General features: G+C 54.3%; 19 protein-coding genes and 4 tRNA genes. 20 read left to right on the forward strand and 3 right to left on the reverse strand.

What is annotated here, in order from left to right; genetic code table 11:
• Positions 1–2 precede the first annotated feature (2 nt).
• Together cueR and HED22_RS00675 are read left to right on the forward strand one after the other, a co-directional pair.
• Complete coding sequence (cueR, locus tag HED22_RS00670; RefSeq protein WP_167717858.1) at positions 3–386, forward strand: Cu(I)-responsive transcriptional regulator; 384 nt, start codon at positions 3–5, stop codon at positions 384–386.
• Between the two features lie 37 nt (positions 387–423).
• Complete coding sequence (locus HED22_RS00675; RefSeq protein ID WP_368484454.1) at positions 424–900, forward strand: cytochrome c; 477 nt, start codon at positions 424–426, stop codon at positions 898–900.
• Between the two features lie 72 nt (positions 901–972).
• Here the strand turns inward: HED22_RS00675 and HED22_RS00680 are convergent, their stop codons facing one another.
• Together HED22_RS00680 and HED22_RS00685 are read right to left on the reverse strand one after the other, a co-directional pair.
• Positions 973–2,085 (reverse strand): PAS domain-containing sensor histidine kinase, encoded by a 1,113-nt coding sequence (locus HED22_RS00680; protein WP_167717860.1) that lies wholly within the window; start codon positions 2,083–2,085, stop codon positions 973–975.
• A 34-nt stretch (positions 2,086–2,119) separates the two neighbouring features.
• The gene (locus HED22_RS00685) at positions 2,120–3,370 is read right to left on the reverse strand and encodes a D-amino acid dehydrogenase (RefSeq protein WP_167717863.1); all 1,251 of its coding nucleotides are present in this window, start codon (positions 3,368–3,370) and stop codon (positions 2,120–2,122) included.
• A 195-nt stretch (positions 3,371–3,565) separates the two neighbouring features.
• Here HED22_RS00685 and HED22_RS00690 point away from each other — a divergent pair, with 195 nt between their 5' ends.
• The 11 genes from HED22_RS00690 (at position 3,566) to HED22_RS00740 (ending at position 15,207) form a co-directional block, all read left to right on the forward strand.
• Positions 3,566–5,023 (forward strand): NAD(P)H-hydrate dehydratase, encoded by a 1,458-nt coding sequence (locus tag HED22_RS00690; protein ID WP_167717865.1) that lies wholly within the window; start codon positions 3,566–3,568, stop codon positions 5,021–5,023.
• Positions 5,024–5,184: 161 nt separating this feature from the next.
• Positions 5,185–6,579: a malonyl-CoA decarboxylase gene (locus HED22_RS00695; RefSeq protein ID WP_167717866.1), complete on the forward strand. Its 1,395-nt coding sequence runs from the start codon at positions 5,185–5,187 to the stop codon at positions 6,577–6,579.
• Positions 6,580–6,747: 168 nt separating this feature from the next.
• A tRNA-Leu gene (locus tag HED22_RS00700) sits at positions 6,748–6,832 on the forward strand.
• A 113-nt stretch (positions 6,833–6,945) separates the two neighbouring features.
• Positions 6,946–8,418, forward strand: coding sequence for a trigger factor (gene tig / locus HED22_RS00705; RefSeq protein ID WP_167717868.1), 1,473 nt, complete (start codon positions 6,946–6,948; stop codon positions 8,416–8,418).
• Positions 8,419–8,462: 44 nt separating this feature from the next.
• Positions 8,463–9,092 carry an ATP-dependent Clp endopeptidase proteolytic subunit ClpP gene (gene clpP, locus HED22_RS00710; protein WP_167717870.1) on the forward strand — a complete coding sequence of 210 codons (630 nt, stop codon included), beginning with the start codon at positions 8,463–8,465 and terminating at the stop codon, positions 9,090–9,092.
• 301 nt (positions 9,093–9,393) lie between these two features.
• Positions 9,394–10,659, forward strand: coding sequence for an ATP-dependent Clp protease ATP-binding subunit ClpX (clpX, locus tag HED22_RS00715; RefSeq protein WP_167717872.1), 1,266 nt, complete (start codon positions 9,394–9,396; stop codon positions 10,657–10,659).
• Positions 10,660–10,799: 140 nt separating this feature from the next.
• A complete protein-coding gene (lon, locus tag HED22_RS00720; RefSeq protein ID WP_167717874.1) occupies positions 10,800–13,211 on the forward strand; it encodes an endopeptidase La in 2,412 nt (803 codons plus the stop codon).
• Positions 13,212–13,474: 263 nt separating this feature from the next.
• On the forward strand, positions 13,475–13,747 hold the full coding sequence (locus HED22_RS00725) for an HU family DNA-binding protein (RefSeq protein WP_008891813.1): 273 nt from the start codon (positions 13,475–13,477) through the stop codon (positions 13,745–13,747).
• Positions 13,748–13,859: 112 nt separating this feature from the next.
• Positions 13,860–13,936 (forward strand) — tRNA-Val (locus HED22_RS00730).
• A gap of 263 nt (positions 13,937–14,199) precedes the next feature.
• Positions 14,200–14,276 (forward strand) — tRNA-Val (locus HED22_RS00735).
• Between the two features lie 247 nt (positions 14,277–14,523).
• Positions 14,524–15,207, forward strand: a complete 684-nt coding sequence (locus HED22_RS00740; protein WP_175581077.1) for a hypothetical protein — start codon at positions 14,524–14,526, stop codon at positions 15,205–15,207.
• Positions 15,208–15,323: 116 nt separating this feature from the next.
• Here the strand turns inward: HED22_RS00740 and fliG are convergent, their stop codons facing one another.
• Positions 15,324–16,343, reverse strand: a complete 1,020-nt coding sequence (gene fliG / locus HED22_RS00745) for a flagellar motor switch protein FliG (protein WP_167717876.1) — start codon at positions 16,341–16,343, stop codon at positions 15,324–15,326.
• A 312-nt stretch (positions 16,344–16,655) separates the two neighbouring features.
• Between fliG and HED22_RS00750 the strand changes: the two genes are divergently transcribed.
• The 7 genes from HED22_RS00750 (at position 16,656) to nuoF (ending at position 21,683) form a co-directional block, all read left to right on the forward strand.
• A tRNA-Asp gene (locus HED22_RS00750) sits at positions 16,656–16,732 on the forward strand.
• A 284-nt stretch (positions 16,733–17,016) separates the two neighbouring features.
• On the forward strand, positions 17,017–17,382 hold the full coding sequence (locus HED22_RS00755) for an NADH-quinone oxidoreductase subunit A (RefSeq protein ID WP_008891231.1): 366 nt from the start codon (positions 17,017–17,019) through the stop codon (positions 17,380–17,382).
• A complete protein-coding gene (locus HED22_RS00760; protein ID WP_044826791.1) occupies positions 17,373–17,915 on the forward strand; it encodes an NADH-quinone oxidoreductase subunit B family protein in 543 nt (180 codons plus the stop codon). Before HED22_RS00755 ends, HED22_RS00760 begins: the two co-directional genes overlap by 10 nt.
• A 19-nt stretch (positions 17,916–17,934) precedes the next feature.
• Positions 17,935–18,564, forward strand: coding sequence for an NADH-quinone oxidoreductase subunit C (locus HED22_RS00765; RefSeq protein WP_167717878.1), 630 nt, complete (start codon positions 17,935–17,937; stop codon positions 18,562–18,564).
• Positions 18,564–19,742, forward strand: a complete 1,179-nt coding sequence (locus HED22_RS00770) for an NADH-quinone oxidoreductase subunit D (RefSeq protein ID WP_167717880.1) — start codon at positions 18,564–18,566, stop codon at positions 19,740–19,742. The genes HED22_RS00765 and HED22_RS00770 overlap by 1 nt, the downstream gene beginning before the upstream one ends.
• Entirely contained in the window at positions 19,739–20,401 is a 663-nt protein-coding gene (gene nuoE / locus HED22_RS00775) for an NADH-quinone oxidoreductase subunit NuoE (RefSeq protein ID WP_167717882.1), read from the forward strand. The genes HED22_RS00770 and nuoE overlap by 4 nt, the downstream gene beginning before the upstream one ends.
• A gap of 1 nt (position 20,402) precedes the next feature.
• Positions 20,403–21,683 carry an NADH-quinone oxidoreductase subunit NuoF gene (gene nuoF, locus HED22_RS00780; protein WP_167717884.1) on the forward strand — a complete coding sequence of 427 codons (1,281 nt, stop codon included), beginning with the start codon at positions 20,403–20,405 and terminating at the stop codon, positions 21,681–21,683.
• The last annotated feature ends 11 nt before the right edge of the window (positions 21,684–21,694 follow it).

Genomic DNA, 21,694 nt, shown 5'->3' on the forward strand with positions numbered 1-21,694 from the left:
TCATGAATATTTCCGACGCCGCAATTGAGTGTGGCCTTCCTGCCAAGACCATCCGCTATTACGAGGATATCGGTCTGGTGTCGCCCGGCAGGCTTGCCAACGGCTATCGCGATTATGATGAGGATGACCTGCACAAGCTGCGCTTTTTGCAGCGTGCGCGTGGGCTTGGTTTCTCGGTCGAAGACTGCCGAGTGTTGCTGTCTCTTTACGAGGACCGCAATCGTGCCTCTGGCGATGTAAGGAAAATCGCCAAAACCCACCTGGACGAGATCGAACGCAAAATTGCCGAGCTCCAAAGCCTGCGCGATACGCTGTCTGATCTTGTGCAGTCCTGCCATGGTGATGATCGTCCGAACTGTCCGATCATCAATGATCTGGCGCGCTAACCTTTTCCGATACCCCCTATGACCAAGAGAGAGAATAGTGAAAAATAAAGGCGTTATGGCGCTTGGCGCGCTTCTCGGTCTGGCCATCATCGTTGGTGGCGTGCGTTTTTTCGGTACGGAAAGCAGTAACGATCAGACCGTGGAACTGCGCCCGGATGATCTGCAACTCATTGCCTTGGGCAAGAAGGTCTATGATGCCAATTGTGCGTCCTGCCACGGCGCCAAACTTGAAGGTGAGCCCGACTGGCGACAACGCGGGGCAGATGGCCTGCTTCCGGCACCACCCCATGATGAAACCGGTCATACTTGGCACCATCCTGATGCCCTGTTATTTGCCGTGACCAAATACGGACCGGCGGCCATGGCCGGGGATGACTACAAGTCGGCAATGCCCGGCTTCGAGGATGTCCTGACTGACGAAGAAATCCTGGCGAGCCTGTCTTACATCAAAAGCCGATGGCCCAAAGACGTTGTAACACGCCACGACCAGATCAATCAGTCAGCCGCACAGTGATCCCCTAAAAGCCAAAAGACCCGCCGTGGTACTTCCCGGCGGGTCTTTTGCTATTTCGTGATTGTGATCAGCTTAGTGTCGCGGCAGGGTAATCCGCACCGTGGTACCCTTGCCAAGATCACTCTCGATGCTCAGCCGTCCGCCATGCAGTTCGACCAGAAGCTTGGCAAGTGGCAGGCCAAGGCCTGTCCCGACACTTTCCTTTACCCCGGACGGATGCAACTGTGAAAACCGTGCAAGCGCGCGTGGAATGTCGTTCGGGCTCATGCCGACACCATTATCCTCGACTGCAAAGGTCACATCTTCATCGGTGGCGGTAAGACCAAGACGGATTTTACCATGTTCGGGCGTGAACTTCGCTGCGTTGCTCAGGATGTTGATCAGGATCTGTTTGAGCTTGAGCTTGTCACACTGCATCAATACCGGTGCATCGGGCAGATCAAATTGCAGTTCATGACCGCGGCGCGAAATATCATCGCTGACAAGGCGCGCGGCATCACGCACCACACAACGCAGGTCAGCCTCTTCGAGCTGCAAGGTCATCGAGCCGGCCGACAGCTTGGAGACGTCGAGAACATTGTTGACCAGCTCAAGCAGATGCTTGCCAGCTTCATACACGTCTCGCCCGCAATCACGATAACCCTCCGGCAGATCGCCAAGTACCCCGTGGGCAATCAGTTCCGAGTTGCCGATGATCGCATTAAGCGGCGTGCGCAGTTCATGGCCCATATTGGCGATGAAGTCGGATTTCGAGGCGTTCGCGTCCGACTGATTGCGGTTTTGTTCCATCAGGGATCGTTCGGCCTGTTTCTGACGATCATTTTCAAGAAGCGTCATCAGAACCGCAGTGCGCGTTTCATTGTTGTGGAAATACTCAAGCGGGGCGATGGACAGATCGCAAACGTGGCTTTCCTTGGCTGCCCCGACCAGAATGATGTCACCGCGCCAGGTACGACCCGAAGAAAACACATCTTCGATATCGTTCATCAACCCCTTGGAGAGAAAACCGGCCTTGCGACCGATCATGCGTTCGCGCGAAACACCAATCATCCGGGCGATGGCCTCGTTGCACTGCATGACGATGCCGCTGCGATCGCAAATGACGGCAGCATACGGCAGCGCGTTCAGGACAACCTGATCGGCCAATGGCGCACTGGTTGAACTGATTGGAGTGTTGCTGGTCATTTCAGCCCGTGATCCCATGATAATCTGGTCGCCGCTAAAAGCGGGCGATACCAAGCCCCGTCAGAGAGATGTCAGGATTTTTGTTGCTGATGAAATCTGCAACTGCTTTTGCTGATCCGCAACTCATTGTCCAACCCAACGTCCCATGCCCTGTATTAAGGTATAGATTAGCATACTTGGTACCCCCGAGAATAGGGGCAGAATCAGGGGTAACAGGCCGTAAACCCGCCCAGAAGCTGATGTTGGCGCGATCACCCGAATTCGGGAATAATTCCAGCGCTTTATCGACGATCAGTTGTTTGCGGCGTTCCGACATACCCAGGTTATAGCCATCCAATTCTGCTGTGCCTGCAACTCGAAGATGTGTTCCCAGTCGCGAATACACCATTTTTATGCTGTCATCAATCAGCGCCGTCTCAGGCGCGCCGGAATGACCCGTGGTATCCATGCTGATCGAGTAGCCTTTGCAGGGGTAAATTGGCAATTTGATGCCAATCGGGGCCAGCAACATTGGGCTGTAGCTGCCAAGGCAGACCAAAAAGGCATCCGCCTTGATCTCACCCTTGTCGGTCTGAGCCGCGGTAATCTTGCCCTGATCGTGGCTAAGGCCGGTGACTTTGGTGTTGAACTGAAATGATGCACCTTTGGCGATACAGTGTTGAGTAAGCGCCTCGGTGAATTTTTGCGCGTCGCCGCTTTCATCGTCGGGGGTAAAGCTGCCACCAATGATCGGCACGGTGGCATCACGCAATGCCGGTTCGATGGCAAGGCATTCATCGCGCGAGACCAGCTTTCGGTTCAGACCATAGTCCTGCATCTGGGCGGTGGCCTTTTCGACGGCGACCATATCCTGTTCGTTGCGACAGATATGCAGGATGCCGCGCGTGCTGTGGTCATAGTCGATATCAAGTGTGTCCCGCAGGGTACGCAGGCAATCGCGGCTATAGATCGCAACACGCAGTGCCTTTTCCAGATTGATCTTTGCCCGCGCATCGGTGCAGTTGCGCAAGAACCGCAGACCCCATGAAAACAGTTGCGGGTCAAAGCGCATCCGCACCAGAAGCGGCGCTTCTTCGCGACCAAGCCAGCTTACGATTTGTTTGGGGGTGGCTGCATTCGCCCAAGGGGTAGCATGACACGCGGAAATCTGACCGCCATTGGCAAAGCTTGTTTCCTGCGCACTGGCATGCTGGCGATCAACCACCGTGACCTGATGGCCATTTTGCAAAAGATACCAGGCCGCCGTTGTCCCGATGACCCCGGCGCCCAAGACGACAACATGCATGCGGGCAAAGCCTTGCTGCGAAAAGTTCTGTGTGGCCTATCTGTTTGTCAGCCTTTCTGCCAACTACCAGACTTGCGAATTTCGCTGCAATATAGTGGGGTGATATTTAATTGGCTACAGTCGACTGAAGCTGTTTTAAATCCTGCTGGACGCGCGGTACAAATAACGGGTTCACGACAGGGATGACGGGGCGAAATGTTTGAAATCCTGACAACCGACCAGATGTACGAGGCGGACCGCCGCACAATCGAAGGCGGCGTGCCTGGTGATGTCCTGATGCAAAATGCCGGTCGCGCCGTGTTTGAAGAAATCATCCGCCACTGGTCACCGCGCTCGGTATCCGTGCTATGCGGTCCCGGCAACAATGGCGGCGATGGCTTTGCGGTTGCCAAGCTGTTGCGCGACGAAGGCTGGTCTGTTCGTCTTGGCCTGATGGGCGAGGTTTCTGATCTTAAAGGGGATGCTGCCTTACACGCCGCGCGCTGGGACGGGGCCACCGAACGTTTGTCACCGGCATTGGTGGTCGGTGCGGATCTGGTGGTCGACTGCATCTTTGGGGCCGGGCTGGCACGTGCCATATCCGGTGATCTGGCCGAACTTGTCACAACAATCAATTCAAGCCCGTGTGGGGTGGTGTCGGTTGATGTGCCATCTGGCGTTGATGGCAATACCGGTATGGTTCTGGGCGTTGGGATCAAGGCCGACCTGACCGTCACGTTTTGCCGGGCAAAGCCGGGGCACTACTTGTTACCCGGGCGTTTGATGTGCGGCGAACTGATGGTACGCGATATCGGCATTGCCGATCAGACGGTGCTGGACATTGGCCCGGCTTGTTGGCGCAATGACCCGGTCTTGTGGCGCGCCGGGATCCATTGGCCGGGCCTTGAAGGCCACAAATACCATCGCGGGCATCTTTTGGCCTTTGGTGGCAGCGCGATGACCGGGGCCACCCGGCTTGTGGCCCGTGCTGCGCGCAGATCTGGCGTCGGTCTTTTGACCATCGTGGCTGAGCCGGGCGCGCTTCCTGTCTATGCGTCTGATGCGCCGGGTAATATGACGGCCCCGATGTCGGCGGTGGATACGCTGGTGAATGACTGTCGCCATAACGCGTTTGTCATCGGGCCGGGATTCGGTGTTGGCGATGATACCCGCGCCCTTGTCCTGAAATTACTCCATTTGTGTCGTGCGACCGTTCTGGATGCCGATGCGCTGACAAGTTTTGCCGAAGATCCGTCGACCTTGTGCTTTGCGGTGCAGGGGCCAACCGTGCTGACCCCGCATGAGGGCGAGTTTGCCCGCCTGTTTCCCGATATCACCGGCGATAAGCTGAGCCGGGCGCGTGCGGCTGCCAAACGCTGTGGCGCCACCGTTTTGATCAAGGGGGCCGATACCGTGATCGCAGCACCCGATGGGCGGGCCGCGATCAGTGCGGTGGATGTGCCGTGGCTGGCAACCGCTGGATCTGGCGATGTTTTGGCAGGGATCATCGGTGGATTGATGGCCCAGGGCATGGATAGCTTCGATGCCGCCTGCATGGGGGTATGGTTGCATGCCAGAAGCGGGGCGGATATCGGTCCCGGCCTGATTGCCGAAGACATTCCCGAACATCTCCCCGGTGTCCTGCGCGAACTTTGGTTGGCGTCACGCAAGTAAGACAGGGTTTGGATCGACAAGATGTCTGCGCCCGCGCTGGCACTTGAGGTATAATGACCCGATATAAAAACGATATGGCGTGATGGCGTGGCGCATGATGCAGTCATGACGCGCTGGGGAAACGGTTTGAATTTCTTCTGATACCGGAGTGGGAGACAGGCATGTCTCAGACATTTCTCGACAGAACACTGGATAATTTGCGCGGCGCATGGCGCGAATTGCGCGATAGCCCCGTGGTCCGTGGTCTGGGCTTTGATGACAGTCAAAGCCGCCATGATCGCTGGCGTAAACAGATTGCCGATTGTCTGGCGCGGCGCGGCGGGGCGGTGTCGGCCCGCGCCCGGGCTGCTGCCCTTGGTCACGATTTCCTGCGTCTGGATGATGCGGGCAAACGTGATTTCCTGCATCTATTGGTCAATGAGTTTGGCGTTGATCGCGACCGGGTTGCGGCGGTGATGTCGGACTGGACGGCGGCCGATGATCTGGCTGAGCAGGCCCTGCTTGAAACTGAACTGCGCAGTGCATTAGTGCCGCCATTCCGTGCAATTCTCAAGGAATTCAATTCTTTACCGCAAGGTGTAAAGTTTCTGGTTGATCTGCGCGCGGACCTTTTGCGGTGGCGCAAGGAGGCACCCGGGCTTGCGATTCTGGAACGCGACCTAAAAACGCTGCTGGCAAGCTGGTTTGATATCGGTTTTTTGGAGTTGCAGCGAATCACATGGAATTCACCGGCAGCGCTTCTGGAAAAACTGATCGCCTATGAAGCAGTTCACGCCATTCAAAGTTGGGATGACCTGAAACGTCGTTTGGCATCGGACCGGCGGTGCTTTGCCTTCTTTCATCCGGGCATGCCCAATGAGCCACTCATTTTTGTTGAAGTGGCTCTTGTGAACGGTATTGCCGGGAACGTTGATGTTCTCATCGAAAGCAGGGATGATGAGTTGGTGGGCGATGAAAAGCCCCCCAAAGCCGATACGGCAATTTTCTATTCGATCTCGAACGCGCAGGCAGGCCTCGCCGGGATCAGCTTCGGCGACTTCCTGATCAAGCGGGTTGTTGCCGAACTCCAGCGTGATCTGCCGCAACTCAAGCAATTCTCGACCTTGTCGCCGATACCGGCCCTGCGCAGCTGGATGGACCGTCAGCTTGATACAATGGCCAAGGGCGATGAAACCGGACTGCCCAAGGCGATTGAGGCGGCGCTAAATGACTGCGACGATCTGATGGGGCCAAAATCCCCGGCTTACAGCCCGGATGCTGTGTCTGAGCGTACACGAACCAATATTGAGTATCTGACCGCGTGGTATCTTCTGAATGCCAAGCGTCCCGGCATGGAGACCGCCTTTGATCCGGTGGCACATTTTCATCTGAGCAACGGGGCCCGGGTTGAACGGCTGAACTGGAATGGCAATGGCAAGGAAAACGGCTGGAACCAGTCATTCGGGATGATGGTGAACTATCTCTATGACCTCTCCACCATCGAAAAAAACCACGAAAGTTATGTCGGGCAGGGCAAGATCGCGGTTTCCAGCGCGGTCAAACGGTTGCTCCGTTAGTGGTTCGAATATCCAAAATCGCTTGATTACCCTCAATTCGGGCCCGGTTTGACGGTTATTTTCGACAAGATTGCAATTGTCGAAAAGGCGATGCTTGCATGAGGGGATCGAAGTTTGTATTAAGGCGCACTCATTCTGGTGTGACCGGAGTGATTTCTATGCTTGTGTGCGGGTGTGGCGGAACTGGTAGACGCGCTGGATTTAGGTTCCAGTGGAGCAATCCGTGGGGGTTCGAGTCCCTTCACCCGTACCATAAGCAGGCTGAAAATTTGATCGAGACCCATATTCGTTTAGTCATATTGACTTTCTGACGTCCGGACTGCGTCGCGTAACGGACATTATTCGAACCAAGCAAAAGAGTTATCTATGCAGGTTACTGAAACCAAAAACGAAGGCCTGGCGCGCGAGTTCAAAGTCGTCGTGCCCGCCGCACACATCGAAGAAAAAGTCGTCGCCAAGCTTGACGAAATCAAGGATCAGGTTCGCCTGCCGGGCTTCCGTCCGGGCAAAATCCCGGCAAAACTCCTGCGCCAGCGTTATGGCCAGGCTGTCATGGGTGAAGTCCTTGAAACCGCTGTGAACGAAAACACCGGCAAGGTTCTGAACGACAATGACCTGCGTCCGGCCGTTCAGCCGAAAATCGAAGTCACCAAATTCGACGAAGGCGGTGATCTGGAATTCGATATTGCTGTCGAAATCATTCCGGCCATCGAAGCGATGGACTTCAAAAAGCTGAAGCTGACCCGCGAAGTTGTTGAACTTGACGACAGCAAGGTGAACGAAACCCTCGAGCGCATCGCAAGCGCACAGGGCAGCACCGAGCCGCTCAAGCGCAAACGCAAGTCCAAAGCTGGTGACGTTGTTGTCATCGACTTCCTGGGCAAAATCGACGGTGAAGCATTCGAAGGCGGCAAAGCCGAAGATTACGAGCTTGAACTCGGTTCCGGTTCCTTCATCGAAGGTTTCGAAGATCAGCTGACCGGTGTGAACGCTGGTGACGAAATCGTCGTCAAAGTCAAATTCCCGGACGAATACGGTGCAGCAGAACTGGCAGGCAAAGACGCCGAGTTCGACGTAACCGTCAAGGAAATCAAGGAAAAGAAACCGGCAGAGCTGGATGACGAACTGGCCAAGAAACTCGGTCAGGACAGCCTTGATGCCCTTAAGGACGCGATCCGCAAGGACTTTGGCCGCGAATACGAATCGGTTTCGCGTCAGAAAATGAAACGTCAGCTGCTTGATGCGCTGGCTGAAAACCACAGCTTCGAACTGCCGGCATCCCTGGTAGACAACGAGCTGGAAGGCATCATCGGCCAGATCAAACAGGCCCGTGAAGCTGGTCAGGAAGACGACGAAACCAAAGGCAAGTCCGAAGAGGAACTGACCGACGAGTTCCGCGAAATCGCAGAACGTCGTGTTCTTCTGGGGCTCCTCCTTGCCGAAGTCGGCCGTGAGAACGACATCCAGGTCTCTCAGGAAGACATCAACAAGGTCCTCGTTGCCGAAGCCCAGAAATATCCGGGTCAGGAACAGCAGGTTATTGAATTCTATAAAAATAACCCGCAGGCCTTGCAGGCGCTTCAGGGCCCTGTATATGAAGACAAGGTCGTTGATTACATTGTCGAACTCGCGAAGGTTGAAGACAAGACCGTTACGGTCGAAGAACTTCTGAAGCCCGAAGAGGAAGACGAAGCTCCGAAGAAGAAATCGGCTGCCAAAAAGGCACCGGCGAAAAAAGCAGCAGAAAAGAAGGCTCCGGCGAAAAAAGCCCCGGCCAAGAAAACTGCAGCGAAAAAGCCGGCCGCTAAAAAAGCTGCTGACAAATCCAAAGAGAAGTAATCCGACCGGACACGGTTTAGGATCATGCAGGGAGATTGCAGTTGATGATTGAAGAACAGATGAATTCGCTTGTGCCGATGGTCGTTGAACAGACCAGCCGTGGCGAGCGTGCCTATGACATCTTTTCGCGGCTGCTCAAGGAGCGTATCGTTTTCATCAACGGTCAGGTCCATGACGGCATGTCGTCACTGATCTGTGCTCAGCTTCTGCACCTCGAATCGGAAAATCCGGACAAGGACATTTCGCTTTACATCAACTCACCGGGCGGTGTTGTGACCTCGGGTCTCGCCATCTATGACACCATGCAGTACATCCGTTGCGATGTCTCCACGGTGTGCATGGGGCAGGCGGCATCCATGGGCTCGCTGCTTCTGATGGCCGGTGCAAAGGGCAAGCGTTACTGCCTGCCGAATGCACGTGTCATGATCCACCAGCCGTCCGGCGGCTTCCAGGGTCAGGCATCGGACATCGAAATTCATGCCCGTGAAATTCTGGCTCTGCGTCAGCGTCTCAACGAGATCTATGTCGAACATACCGGCCGTGATCTCAAGACCGTCGAAGACGCAATGGAACGTGATAACTTCCTCACCCCTGATCAGGCCAAGGAATTTGGCCTGATTGACGAGGTCGTCACATCGCGTCCGAAGTCGGAAAGTGATGAAAAGAAAGACTGATCACCGAGCTGTGATTGGCAAAACGCCCCGGTGATCTGCCGGGGCGTTTTTTTATGTCTTGCTTCATGGCACTTTTAAGTCATAGACAAGTGTATGCGCTGGCTTTGGCGTGATTGTTTGGAACTTGCAGCCCACCCGAACGTTTAGGTGATTAATGCAAGGGGTTTCGCAACTACGGTGGCGATCCCATATCAAACTTAGACGCCATAAAGCCAAAAAGCGCAGATTAAACGTTGAGATCGGTATCGTTTACCGGCTAACATGGCGATAAAAGATAACGTCAAACGTAATTGGGGTTTGTATGAGCAAATCGAATAGCGGGGACTCCAAGAACACTCTGTACTGTTCTTTCTGCGGAAAGAGCCAGCACGAGGTTCGCAAGCTCATCGCCGGTCCAACCGTGTTCATCTGTGATGAATGCGTAGAGCTTTGCATGGACATCATCCGCGAAGAGCACAAAACACATCTCGTCAAATCGGCAGACGGGGTGCCTTCTCCGCAAGAGATTTGCAAGGTCCTTGATGACTATGTCATCGGTCAGGGCCATGCGAAGAAAGTTCTCTCGGTAGCGGTTCACAACCATTACAAACGCCTGCACCATTCCAGCAAGAATGAAGACATCGAGCTGGCGAAATCAAACATCATGCTGGTCGGTCCGACCGGTTGCGGTAAAACGCTTCTGGCCCAGACCCTTGCCCGCATTCTTGATGTGCCGTTTACCATGGCAGATGCCACCACCCTGACCGAAGCCGGTTATGTGGGTGAGGATGTTGAGAACATCATTCTCAAGCTGCTGCAGGCCGCTGACTACAATGTCGAGCGCGCCCAGCGCGGCATCGTCTATATTGACGAGGTCGACAAGATTTCGCGTAAATCCGACAATCCGTCGATCACGCGCGATGTCTCGGGCGAGGGCGTTCAGCAGGCATTGCTCAAGATCATGGAAGGTACTGTTGCTTCCGTACCGCCGCAGGGTGGCCGGAAACATCCGCAGCAGGAATTCCTGCAGGTCGACACCACCAACATTCTGTTCATCGTCGGCGGCGCGTTCGCTGGCCTGGACAAGGTGATCTCGCAGCGTGGCAAGGGCAGCGCAATCGGCTTTGGTGCTGATGTGCGGAGTGCCGATGACCGTCGCACTGGTGATGTCCTGCGTGAAGTTGAGCCGGAAGATCTTCTGAAGTTCGGTCTTATCCCGGAATTCATTGGTCGTCTGCCGGTTCTGGCAACGCTTGAAGACCTCGACAATGACGCTCTGGTTCAGATTCTGACCGAGCCGAAAAACGCACTGATCAAGCAGTATCAGCGCCTGTTCGATATGGAAGATGTCAAACTGACCTTCCAGCCGGATGCGCTCAAGGCGATTGCCGACAAGGCGATCGAACGCAAGACCGGTGCTCGTGGTCTGCGCTCGATCATGGAAGGCATCCTGCTTGAAACCATGTTCGATCTGCCGACCATGGAAAGTGTCGAGGAAATCGTAATCAATGCCGACGTCGTTGAAGGAAAGGCAAAACCGTTGCTGATCCATGCAGAACGTCGTGAAGGTGTTGAAAATACGGCCTGAACCTAATTCCCGCACCGGCATCTATTGCGGTGCGGGAAATTCAGATTATCTAACGGATATCTAAAACATGTTCGCGTTGCTGGCGGGGCCTATGGCAGGACCGCAGTAACGTTACGGCTCAGATTAGGGAATAGAACATAATGGTCGAATTGGCGCGTGGCGAAATATACCCGGTGCTGCCGTTGCGTGACATTGTCGTGTTCCCGCACATGATTGTTCCGCTGTTTGTCGGACGTGAAAAATCGGTGCGTGCGCTCGAAGATGTGATGCGCGAAGACAAGCAAATCCTGCTTGTCACCCAGAAAGACGCCGGTCTTGATGACCCGGCTGTCGAAGATCTCTATGAAATTGGTACAGTCGCGACTGTTTTGCAGCTTCTCAAGCTGCCGGACGGAACCGTCAAGGTATTGGTTGAAGGCGGGAAACGGGCCGAAATTACAGGCTACGTTGATAACCCGGAATTCTTCCAGGCCTATGGTTCGGTGCGTGAAGACAGCGAAGAAGATGACAGCGAACTCGAAGCGCTGGCGCGTTCTGTTGTCACGCAGTTCGAACAGTACATCAAACTGAACAAGAAAATACCGCCTGAAGTTCTGGTTTCGGTCAATCAGATCGAAGAACCGGCCAAGCTTGCCGACACGGTGGCATCCCACCTGTCGCTCAAGATTTCCGAAAAGCAGGAGCTTCTGGAAACCAAGCTTGTCGGTGACCGTCTGGAACGTATTTTCGGCTTCATGGAATCCGAAATTGGCGTGTTGCAGGTTGAAAAGAAAATCCGCAACCGCGTCAAACGCCAGATGGAGAAAACCCAGCGCGAGTACTATCTGAATGAGCAGCTCAAAGCCATTCAGAAGGAACTGGGCGAGGGCGAAGATGGCAAGGATGAAGCTTCTGAAATCGAAGAGAAGCTCAACAAGGCCAAAATGTCCAAGGAAGCCAAGGAAAAGGCACAGGCAGAACTCAAGAAGCTGCGCAATATGAGCCCGATGTCGGCGGAAGCCACCGTGGTGCGCAACTATCTTGACTGGATGGTGTCCATTCCGTGGAACAAGCGTTCGCGTGTATCGCACGACCTGAAGAAGGCCAAAAAGGTTCTTGATAAAGAGCATTACGGTCTGGAAAAGGTCAAGGAACGCATCCTTGAATATCTTGCGGTTCAGGCGCGTACCAAAAAGGTCAAAGGCCCGATCCTTTGCCTTGTTGGTCCTCCCGGTGTTGGTAAAACCTCGCTTGGTAAATCCATGGCCAATGCGACCGGGCGTAGCTTTGTGCGCATGTCACTTGGTGGCGTGCGTGATGAATCCGAAATTCGCGGTCACCGCCGGACCTATATCGGGTCCATGCCGGGCAAGATTGTCCAGGGCATGAAAAAGGCGAAATATTCCAACCCGCTGTTCCTTCTCGACGAGATTGAAAAGATGGGTTCGGACTTCCGTGGTGATCCGGCCTCGGCCCTGCTTGAGGTATTGGATCCAGAACAGAATTCTACCTTTAACGATCACTATCTTGAAGTCGATTACGATCTTTCGGATGTGATGTTCGTGACCACGGCCAACTCGCTTCGCATGCAGCAGCCGCTGCTTGACCGTATGGAGATCATCCGTATTTCCGGTTACACCGAAGACGAGAAAGTCGAGATCGCCAAACGTCACCTCATTCCCAAGCAGGTCAAGGATAACGGCCTGAAGAAAGGGGAATGGAGCATCTCGGATGACGCGCTTCGTGATCTGATCCGTTATTACACCCGCGAAGCCGGTGTGCGTAACCTTGAACGCGAACTGGCAAAGCTGGCCCGTAAGGCGACCAAGCGTATCATGCTTGAAAACCTGAAAACGGTGCGTGTTACCCCGCGGACCCTTGGCAAATATGCCGGTATCCGCAAGTTCCGCTATGGCGAGACTGAGGGTGAAGACCAGGTCGGTGTTGTGACCGGTCTTGCCTATACCGAGTTTGGTGGCGATCTTCTGCAGATCGAATCAGTCACCGTGCCGGGTAAGGGCAACATGAAAACCACCGGTAAGCTCGGTGAAGTCATGACGGAATCGATCCAGGCGGCGACCTCGTTTGTGCGCTCGCGTGCGACCGAATTCGGGATCAAACCGACCCTGTTCCAGAAACGTGATATCCACGTTCACGTACCAGAAGGCGCTACCCCGAAAGACGGCCCGTCGGCCGGTGTGGGTATGGTGACCTCGGTGGTTTCGGTTCTGACCGGCAACCCGGTGCGCAAGGACGTCGCGATGACGGGTGAAGTTACCCTGCGTGGTCGTGTTCTTGCGATTGGCGGTTTGAAAGAAAAACTCCTCGCGGCCCTTCGTGGCGGTGTCAAAACCGTTCTGATCCCGCAGGAAAATGAAAAGGATCTCGAAGAGATTCCGGACAATGTCAAACGCGGCATGGAGATCATTCCGGTGTCCCATGTTGACGAGGTTCTGAGCCACGCATTGGTCAATCCGCTTGTTCCGATCGAGTGGGAAGAAGGGGTTGATGATGTTGCGGTCAAATCCAACGACGGCGAAGAATCGGATATCGGCGGTGTGACGACTCACTAGGGTTTGTCATAACCGGCAGAAAACAAGGGGAATGACCATGTCGTTCCCCTTTTTCTGTGGATAACTTTGCCCAAGAATCGATGCAGGAACATGTCGGGATTGGTGTAAAGCGCAAAAAATCGAAAAAAACGTCAAAAACCGCAGAAAACTGCGTCTCTCGCATTGACGAGGAGTTGGCGACCTGCTTACACTGCCCATGCAACAGGTTTGGGGCAAACCAAATTTCCTCATAACTCCGAACGTCCAAACAAGGGGGCCAGGAAGTGAATAAAAACGATCTCGTTGGAAGTGTAGCTGCTAAAGCTGATCTGTCCAAAGCTGACGCTGCAAAAGCGGTTGACGCTGTTTTCGATTCCATCACCGATTCTCTTAAATCCGGCGACGAAGTTCGTCTGGTTGGTTTCGGTACCTTCGCTGTCGCTGCTCGCGCTGCTTCAAAAGGTCGCAACCCGCGCACCGGTGAAGAAATCGACATTCCGGCATCGAAACAGCCGAAGTTCAAGGCTGGTAAAGGCCTGAAGGACGCTGTCAACTAAGGTTGACGCAGTTCTGCGAAAAAATGCCGGTGACTCACGTCACCGGCATTGCTTTTTGGAAAATCCATGCTATGTTCCGCTCCGCTTCGGAGCAATAGCTCCCAAAAGCAAAGGGTGATTAGCTCAGCTGGTTAGAGCATCTCGTTTACACCGAGAGGGTCGGGAGTTCGAATCTCTCATCACCCACCATGACAAAGGCAGCCCTAAAGGCTGCCTTTTTTGTTTTTCTGCACGCCACAAAACATCGCACTTTTGTGCCGCGTTTTGACAGCGCTGATTTGGTGCCGAAAAATGGCTAAAAATCAGGCCTTAATAACGGGTTTTGGTTGACCATCGACCAAGGATAATCCGCCTTGAAATAGAAGTTACATTTTTATGCAAAGTGGGCATTGCTTTTTGGGAAAACCATGGTAAGTTCCGCCCGCTTCCGCAGAACAGCGCGGTTTGCGAAAGGGTGATTAGCTCAGCTGGTTAGAGCATCTCGTTTACACCGAGAGGGTCGGGAGTTCGAATCTCTCATCACCCACCATGATAAAGGCAGCCCTAAAGGCTGCCTTTTTTCGTTTCCGGTTCCAGCCCCCTTTAAACCCTCTGTCATCCTCAGTTCGGCTTGCCGTTGTGTGATGTCTGCAGGCTCCTTCGCGTGGCTTTCTGTGTGATTACGGTTCCCATAACTCTCGACAGGGGCCTAGGCATATAAGCGCCTGTAAAAGTTGACGCTTGGTCGGTAGACAGGCACTCTTGATCTCTCGGTCAAAAGAATCGGAACCTTCAAGATGAACAGCAATCCGACCCGTAATCCTACCAGTGCCGATTGCGCCAGCAGCGACGTTGGCTCTCAGGCGCAAATGATGCAGGCATGGGGATTAATACTGCGACGGGTGCTGCTGGTTCTGTGCGTACCGTTGATGCTGACCGGCTGTTATCTGCCAGAGGCCTTCACCATCGATATTTCCATGCAGCGCAATGGCGATTATCGCCTCAGCTACCGTGGATTGCTTGTCCAGCCGAACATCACCGAAGGGCTGCTCAACAACTCTCTGGATCCAGAATCCGAGCAGGAAAAGGTCGCCAAGGTTCTGGCCGATCTCAAGCGCGATTCGTCGGTCCGGCAACTGACATATAGCGGGCGTGGGGTGTTTAACATCGTCTACGAAAAGCGCGGCAACATCATGCGCGAAAAAAGCTTCGTCTTTGTGCGCCGGCAATCACGCATACTGGAAATGTTCTTCCATTCAGAGCGAAACACCGTTGAAATTCGCGGCGGCTTTGTTCCTGATCAGTATCAGGACCGTCTGACCGCCTTGGGTTACCAAATGACCGGCAAGATCGAGTTGCGCACGACCGCAGGTGTGCGCAGCCACAACGCTGCAGAGTTCCGTGAGGTCAGTGGTCAAAACCGGCTGCGCTGGGAAATCAAATCGATTGCCGACCCTGTACCAAACGTCATTCTGGGCTAGGGCAGGGCGTGTTTCCCAGGTGTTTTGCACCGGCACTGTGAAGATGACAGAGATAACAAAAAAAGGGACTGCATCGGCTGTCCCTTTGGTGTTTGTGCGGTTGGCGTCTGGAAGGTCTAGAAGACCATTTCGTCTTCGGCACCACCTTCGGAAATAACGATCTGACCCTGTGCGGCCAATTCCTTGGCCAGCTGGACGATCATCATTTGCGACTCTTCGACATCCGACAGGCGGACCGGGCCAAGCGCGTCCATATCCTCTTTCATCATCTTGCCGGCACGTTCGGACATGTTCTTGAAGAACAGGTCGCGCATCTGATCGGTCGAACCTTTGAGGGCCAGGGCAAGCTTGTCCTTTTCGACCTGACGCAGCAGCGTCTGAACGCCGTTGTTGTCGAGGCGTGCCAAGTCTTCGAAGGTGAACATGAGGGCCTTGATCTTTTCGGCCGAATCACGGTTGCGTTCTTCAAGCGCAGTAAGGAACCTGTCCTGACTTTGGCGGTCCAGGCTGTTGAAGATATCCGCCATCAGTTCGTGGTTGTCGCCACGCGAACCACGCGCAAGGTTGGACATGAACTCGGTACGCAGGGTCTTTTCGATGTTATCAAGCACTTCTTTCTGAACGGCTTCCATGCGCAACATACGCATGATGACTTCCATCGAGAAGTTTTCCGGCAAAAGCGACAAAACAGACGCAGAATGTGCAGGTTTGAGTTTTGAAAGAACCACACCCACGGTTTGCGGATATTCGTTTTTCAGATAGTTCGCGAGAACCGCTTCGTTCACGTTATTGAGTTTGTCCCACATGGTACGACCCGCAGGGCCGCGGATCTCTTCCATGATGCCGTTGACGCGGTCTTCGGACAGAACCTTTGAAAGCAGGCGTTCGGTGGTATCGAACGAGCCCACCAGCGACCCGGTCGAGGACAGCTGATCTGCGAATTCGACAAAAAGGCGCTCAACGATGTTGGAGTTGATCGTGCCAAGGCTCGACATGGTCTGGGAAATCTCTTTGATTTCCTCATCATCCATCATGCTGAACATCTTGGTTGCGTGCTCTTCCCCAAGAGCAAGCATGAGAATCGCTGCCTTTTCAGGTCCGGCAAGTGATCTGTATTCTTCTTTAACGCGCCCCACGGGTGGTCTTCTCCGTCATAATGACTCTGGTCGTTAGTGGAACCTGACTCCCGACCCTGCCTCTATCGCACCGTAAGATAGGGGTTATTTGTCAACAATTCTATAAAAGCCGACACCCCTTTGCAAAGCCCCATCAGTATAAAGCGGCCTAAATGTACAGAATTGATTAATGCGGTACAAATCCGGGGCCAAAATGCCCCACAGCGGGCGATGTTTGCAGACACAATTGTCGAATGGGTTGAAAACGTTGCTAGCTGCTTGACTTGGTTTGGGGTGTGGTCTAACAAAGGCGCGCCGATTGATGGTCATTTTGCGGGCGTAGCTCAGTTGGTTAGAGCGCCGGCCTGTCACGCCGGAGGCCGCGAGTTCAAGTCTCGTCGCTCGCGCCATGATCCATCATCTGTTGTCTTTTGTAGGGCGAATTGTCTTTTCCGCGGTCGCCTTTTCATGTGTTGCTAATGCTGCTTCGCACGATTGGGTCTTGATCATCTCGACGTCCAGCCCGATATCGGACGATAGTAAACGGTAAAAAGATTAGAAAGTTTCCGGTCTTAGGGCACGTTGAACGTGCTTCGGGGCTGGAACTTGTGCGGTGCATACGTTATGGTGCGCCGTAATGGGCCAGGTGGGGACCTGGTCGGGTCAAAAGGCCTGTTCTTGAGAGGTCAGAGAGATGCAAGAGCTTCTTTCGGAATATCTTCCGATCCTGGTGTTCATCGGGATCGCCGTCGGTCTTTCGGCGGTAATCGTCATCGCGTCGCTGGTTCTTGCCAAGCAGGCACCGGATGTTGAGAAACTGTCCGCATACGAATGCGGGTTTGCGCCGTTCGAAGATGCGCGCATCAAGTTCGACGTCCGGTTCTATCTGGTCGCAATCTTGTTCATTATTTTCGACCTCGAAGTCGCCTTCCTGTTCCCGTGGGCTGTGACCCTCGGTGATATCGGAACGTTTGGCTTTGTATCGATGGTGATCTTCCTGGCTGTTTTGACGGTCGGCTTTATCTACGAATGGAAGAAGGGAGCTTTGGAATGGGAGTGAGCACCAATACAGGCGCACCCCTGGCACCCGGTTCGGATCAGGATGCACTGCTTAAGGGCGTGTTTGACGAGATGAACGACAAGGGCTTTGTCCTTGCCAATCTCGATAAACTCGCAAGCTGGGCAAGCACCGGTTCCCTGTGGCCGATGACATTCGGTCTGGCCTGCTGTGCTGTTGAGATGATGCATTCGGCTGCGTCGCGTTATGACCTTGACCGTTATGGTCTGGTCTTCCGCCCAAGCCCGCGTCAGTCGGACGTGATGATCGTTGCTGGTACGCTGACCAACAAAATGGCCCCGGCACTGCGTAAGGTCTATGACCAGATGGCAGAGCCGCGCTGGGTGATTTCGATGGGCTCGTGCGCCAATGGCGGCGGTTACTATCACTATTCTTATTCGGTGGTGCGCGGTTGTGATCGCGTAGTGCCGGTGGACGTATACGTTCCCGGGTGCCCGCCGACAGCCGAAGCGCTGATTTACGGCGTGATGCAGCTGCAAAAGAAAATCCGCCGTACCGGTGTCCTGACACGCTGATCCGTAATAGGGGGCTTGCATGAGCGAACTGCTCAGCGATAACAGCGCTGCTTTGAACGATCTGAAAGATCTGGTGGCGTCCCAACTGGCCGACGAAATTCTCGAAAGCGAGATTCGTTACGGCGAGTTGACCATCGTCGCCAAGCGCGATGATATCCTTAAAGTTCTGACCTTCCTTCGGGATGATACCGGCTGCTTGTTCAAGCAGCTTATTGATGTTTGTGGTGCCGATTACCCGGAACGCTCCGAGCGTTTCGACGTCGTCTATCACCTGCTGTCTCTCAAGCATAACCTGCGCATTCGTGTGAAGGTCCGCACCGACGAAGACACCCCGGTACCAAGCTGTGTTTCGCTGTTCAGCGCCGCCGACTGGTTCGAGCGCGAAGCGTGGGACATGTACGGTATCTTCCTTGCCGATCATCCGGATCCCCGCCGTATTCTGACCGACTATGGTTTCGAAGGTCATCCGCTGCGCAAGGACTTCCCGCTGACCGGGTATGTCGAAGTGCGTTACGATGATGAGCAGAAGCGTGTTGTCTACGAGCCGGTCAAACTGGTTCAGGATTTCCGTAATTTCGATTTCGAAAGCCCGTGGGAAGGCATCCAGCATGTTCTTCCGGGTGATGAAAAGGCGGAGGGCAACGCCTGATGTCCGAACAAAAAATCAAAAACATGACCATGAACTTCGGCCCGCAGCACCCTGCGGCGCACGGCGTTCTGCGTTTGGTTCTGGAAATGGACGGCGAAGTCGTCGAACGTTCCGATCCGCATATTGGTCTTCTGCACCGTGGTACGGAAAAGCTGATCGAATATAAGACCTATATTCAGGCAACCCCGTATTTCGACCGTCTCGACTATGTCGCACCGATGAACCAGGAACATGCATATTGCCTGGCCATCGAAAAGCTGATGGGCGTCGAAGTGCCCAAGCGTGCGCAGTATATCCGTGTTCTCTATGCGGAAATCGGTCGTATTCTGAACCACATTCTTAACCTGACCGCGTTCGCACTGGACGTTGGCGCGATGACCCCGCTTCTGTGGGGCTTTGAAGAACGTGAAAAACTCATGGAATTCTATGAGCGCGCCTGTGGCGCCCGTCTTCACGCCAACTATTTCCGTCCGGGCGGCGTTGCAGCCGATCTTCCGGCTGGTTTGCTCGATGATATCGACGCATGGGCAGATCAGTACGAAGTCTTCATGAAAGACTTTGACCGCGTTCTGACCGGCAACCGTATCTTCAAACAGCGTACGGTTGATATCGGTGTCGTCAGCGCGGAAGAAGCCCTTGATTGGGGCTTCACCGGTCCGAACATTCGTGCATCAGGCATGGCATGGGATCTGCGTAAATCGCAGCCTTATGACTCCTACGAAGATTTCGACTTCGACATTCCTGTCGGCAAGAACGGTGATTGCTATGACCGCTTCCTTGTCCGCTTTGAAGAAATGTGGCAGTCGCTGAAAATCATCAAGCAGGCCATCAAGAATATGCCCGATGGTCCTGTCATTGTTGAGAACAACAAAGTGGCACCGCCGTCGCGCGCCCAGATGAAGCGTTCGATGGAAGCCCTTATTCACCACTTCAAACTCTTCACCGAAGGTTTCCACGTTCCGGCTGGCGAATGCTACGCTGCGGTCGAGGCACCGAAAGGCGAGTTTGGTGTGTATCTTGTTTCGGATGGCTCGAACCGTCCGTATCGCTGCAAAATCCGTGCCCCGGGGTTCCCGCACCTCCAAGGCCTCGACTTCATGTCCAAAGGTCACATGTTGGCCGACGTCGTTGCCAATATCGGGTCGCTAGATATCGTGTTCGGTGAGATTGACCGATGAGCCATTTAAGAAGACCAGCTCCGCAAGAGCTACAGCCAACCAGCTTTGCTTTCACACCGGAAAATCTGGAGAAAGCAAACAAGATTATCGCCAAGTATCCGGAAGGCCGCCAGCAGAGCGCGGTCATGCCGCTGCTTGATCTGGCACAGCGTCAGACCGAGGGGAACTGGGTTCCGACCGTCGCAATGGATTACATTGCCGATATGCTCGAAATGCCGGCCATTCGCGTCTACGAGGTCGCAACCTTCTATACGATGTATAACCTTGCCCCGGTGGGTAAGAACTTCATCCAGGTTTGCACCACGACCCCGTGCTGGCTTCGCGGTTCTGCCGACGTTGTCGATACCTGCAAGAAGGAACTCGGCATCGGTGTGGGCGAAACCACCGAAGACGGTCAGTTCACCATGATCGAAGTTGAATGCCTTGGTGCGTGCGTAAACGCGCCGATGATGCAGATTAACGACGATTATTACGAAGACCTGACGGCGGAAAGCACCAAGGCCATTCTCGATGCCCTCAAAAAGGGCGAGAAGCCGAAGGCCGGCCCGCAGAGCGGCCGCAAAGGTTGCGAGCCAATCGATGGTCCGAAGGTTCTGAAGGCGTTCTGTGGCTGCGGTGCAGCCCCCCAGGATGCTGATGCAAGCAAAGGGGACGCCTGATATGCTGCAGGATAAGGATCGTATCTTTACCAACCTGTATGGTTTCCAGGATTTCGGCCTCAAGGGCGCGCAGTCCCGTGGTAACTGGGATGGTACCAAGGCACTGATCGAAAAGGGCCGCGACTGGATCATCGACGAGATGAAAGCATCCGGTATGCGTGGTCGTGGGGGCGCAGGCTTCCCGACTGGCCTGAAATGGTCCTTCATGCCCAAGGAATCCGATGGTCGTCCGAGCTACCTTGTCGTCAATGCCGACGAAGGCGAGCCGGGGACCTGCAAAGACCGCGAGATCATGCGCAATGATCCGCATACCCTGATCGAAGGCTGCCTTCTGGCCAGCTTCGCGATGAATGCGCATGCGGCATATATCTATATCCGCGGTGAGTTCTATCACGAGGCCTCCAACCTGCAGATCGCCATCGATCAGGCTTATGAAGCCGGTCTGGTTGGCAAAAATGCCTGCGGTTCGGGTTGGGATTTTGACATTTACCTGCACCTTGGTGCCGGCGCTTACATCTGTGGCGAAGAAACCGCCCTGATCGAAAGCCTGGAAGGTAAAAAAGGTCAGCCGCGTCTTAAGCCGCCATTCCCGGCAAATGCCGGTCTGTACGGTTGCCCGACCACGGTGAACAACGTTGAATCAATTGCTGCTGTTCCGACCATTCTGCGTCGTGGCGGTTCATGGTTCTCAAGCTTTGGTCGTGAAAACAACCACGGTACCAAGCTGTTTGCCATTTCCGGTCACGTTGAAAAGCCGTGCACGGTCGAAGAAGCCATGAGCATTCCGCTCAAGGAACTGATCGAAAAGCATTGCGGCGGTGTTCGTGGCGGCTGGGACAACCTTCTTGCAGTTATTCCGGGCGGTTCATCTGTTCCGCTGATGCCAAAAGACGTCTGCGACGACGTGCTGATGGATTTCGATGCCCTGCGTGAAGTGGGCTCGGGTCTTGGTACTGCTGCAGTGATCGTCATGGACAAGTCGACCGACATTGTCTACGCGATCGCGCGTCTGTCGGAATTCTACAAGCATGAAAGCTGTGGTCAGTGCACGCCGTGCCGTGAAGGTACCGGCTGGATGATGCGCATGATGACGCGCATGGTTCGCGGCGAAGCCACGCTCGATGAGATTGATCTGTTGTGGGATGTGACCAAACAGGTCGAAGGCCACACCATTTGTGCGCTTGGCGATGCTGCGGCATGGCCAATTCAGGGCCTTATCCGTCACTTCCGTCCCGAAATGGAACGTCGGATCAAGGAATATCGCGCACGGATCGCGGCCTGAGAGAGGCCTGT

This window comes from Thalassospira sp. HF15, assembly GCF_011806525.1.
In the GTDB taxonomy this organism is placed as follows: domain Bacteria; phylum Pseudomonadota; class Alphaproteobacteria; order Rhodospirillales; family Thalassospiraceae; genus Thalassospira.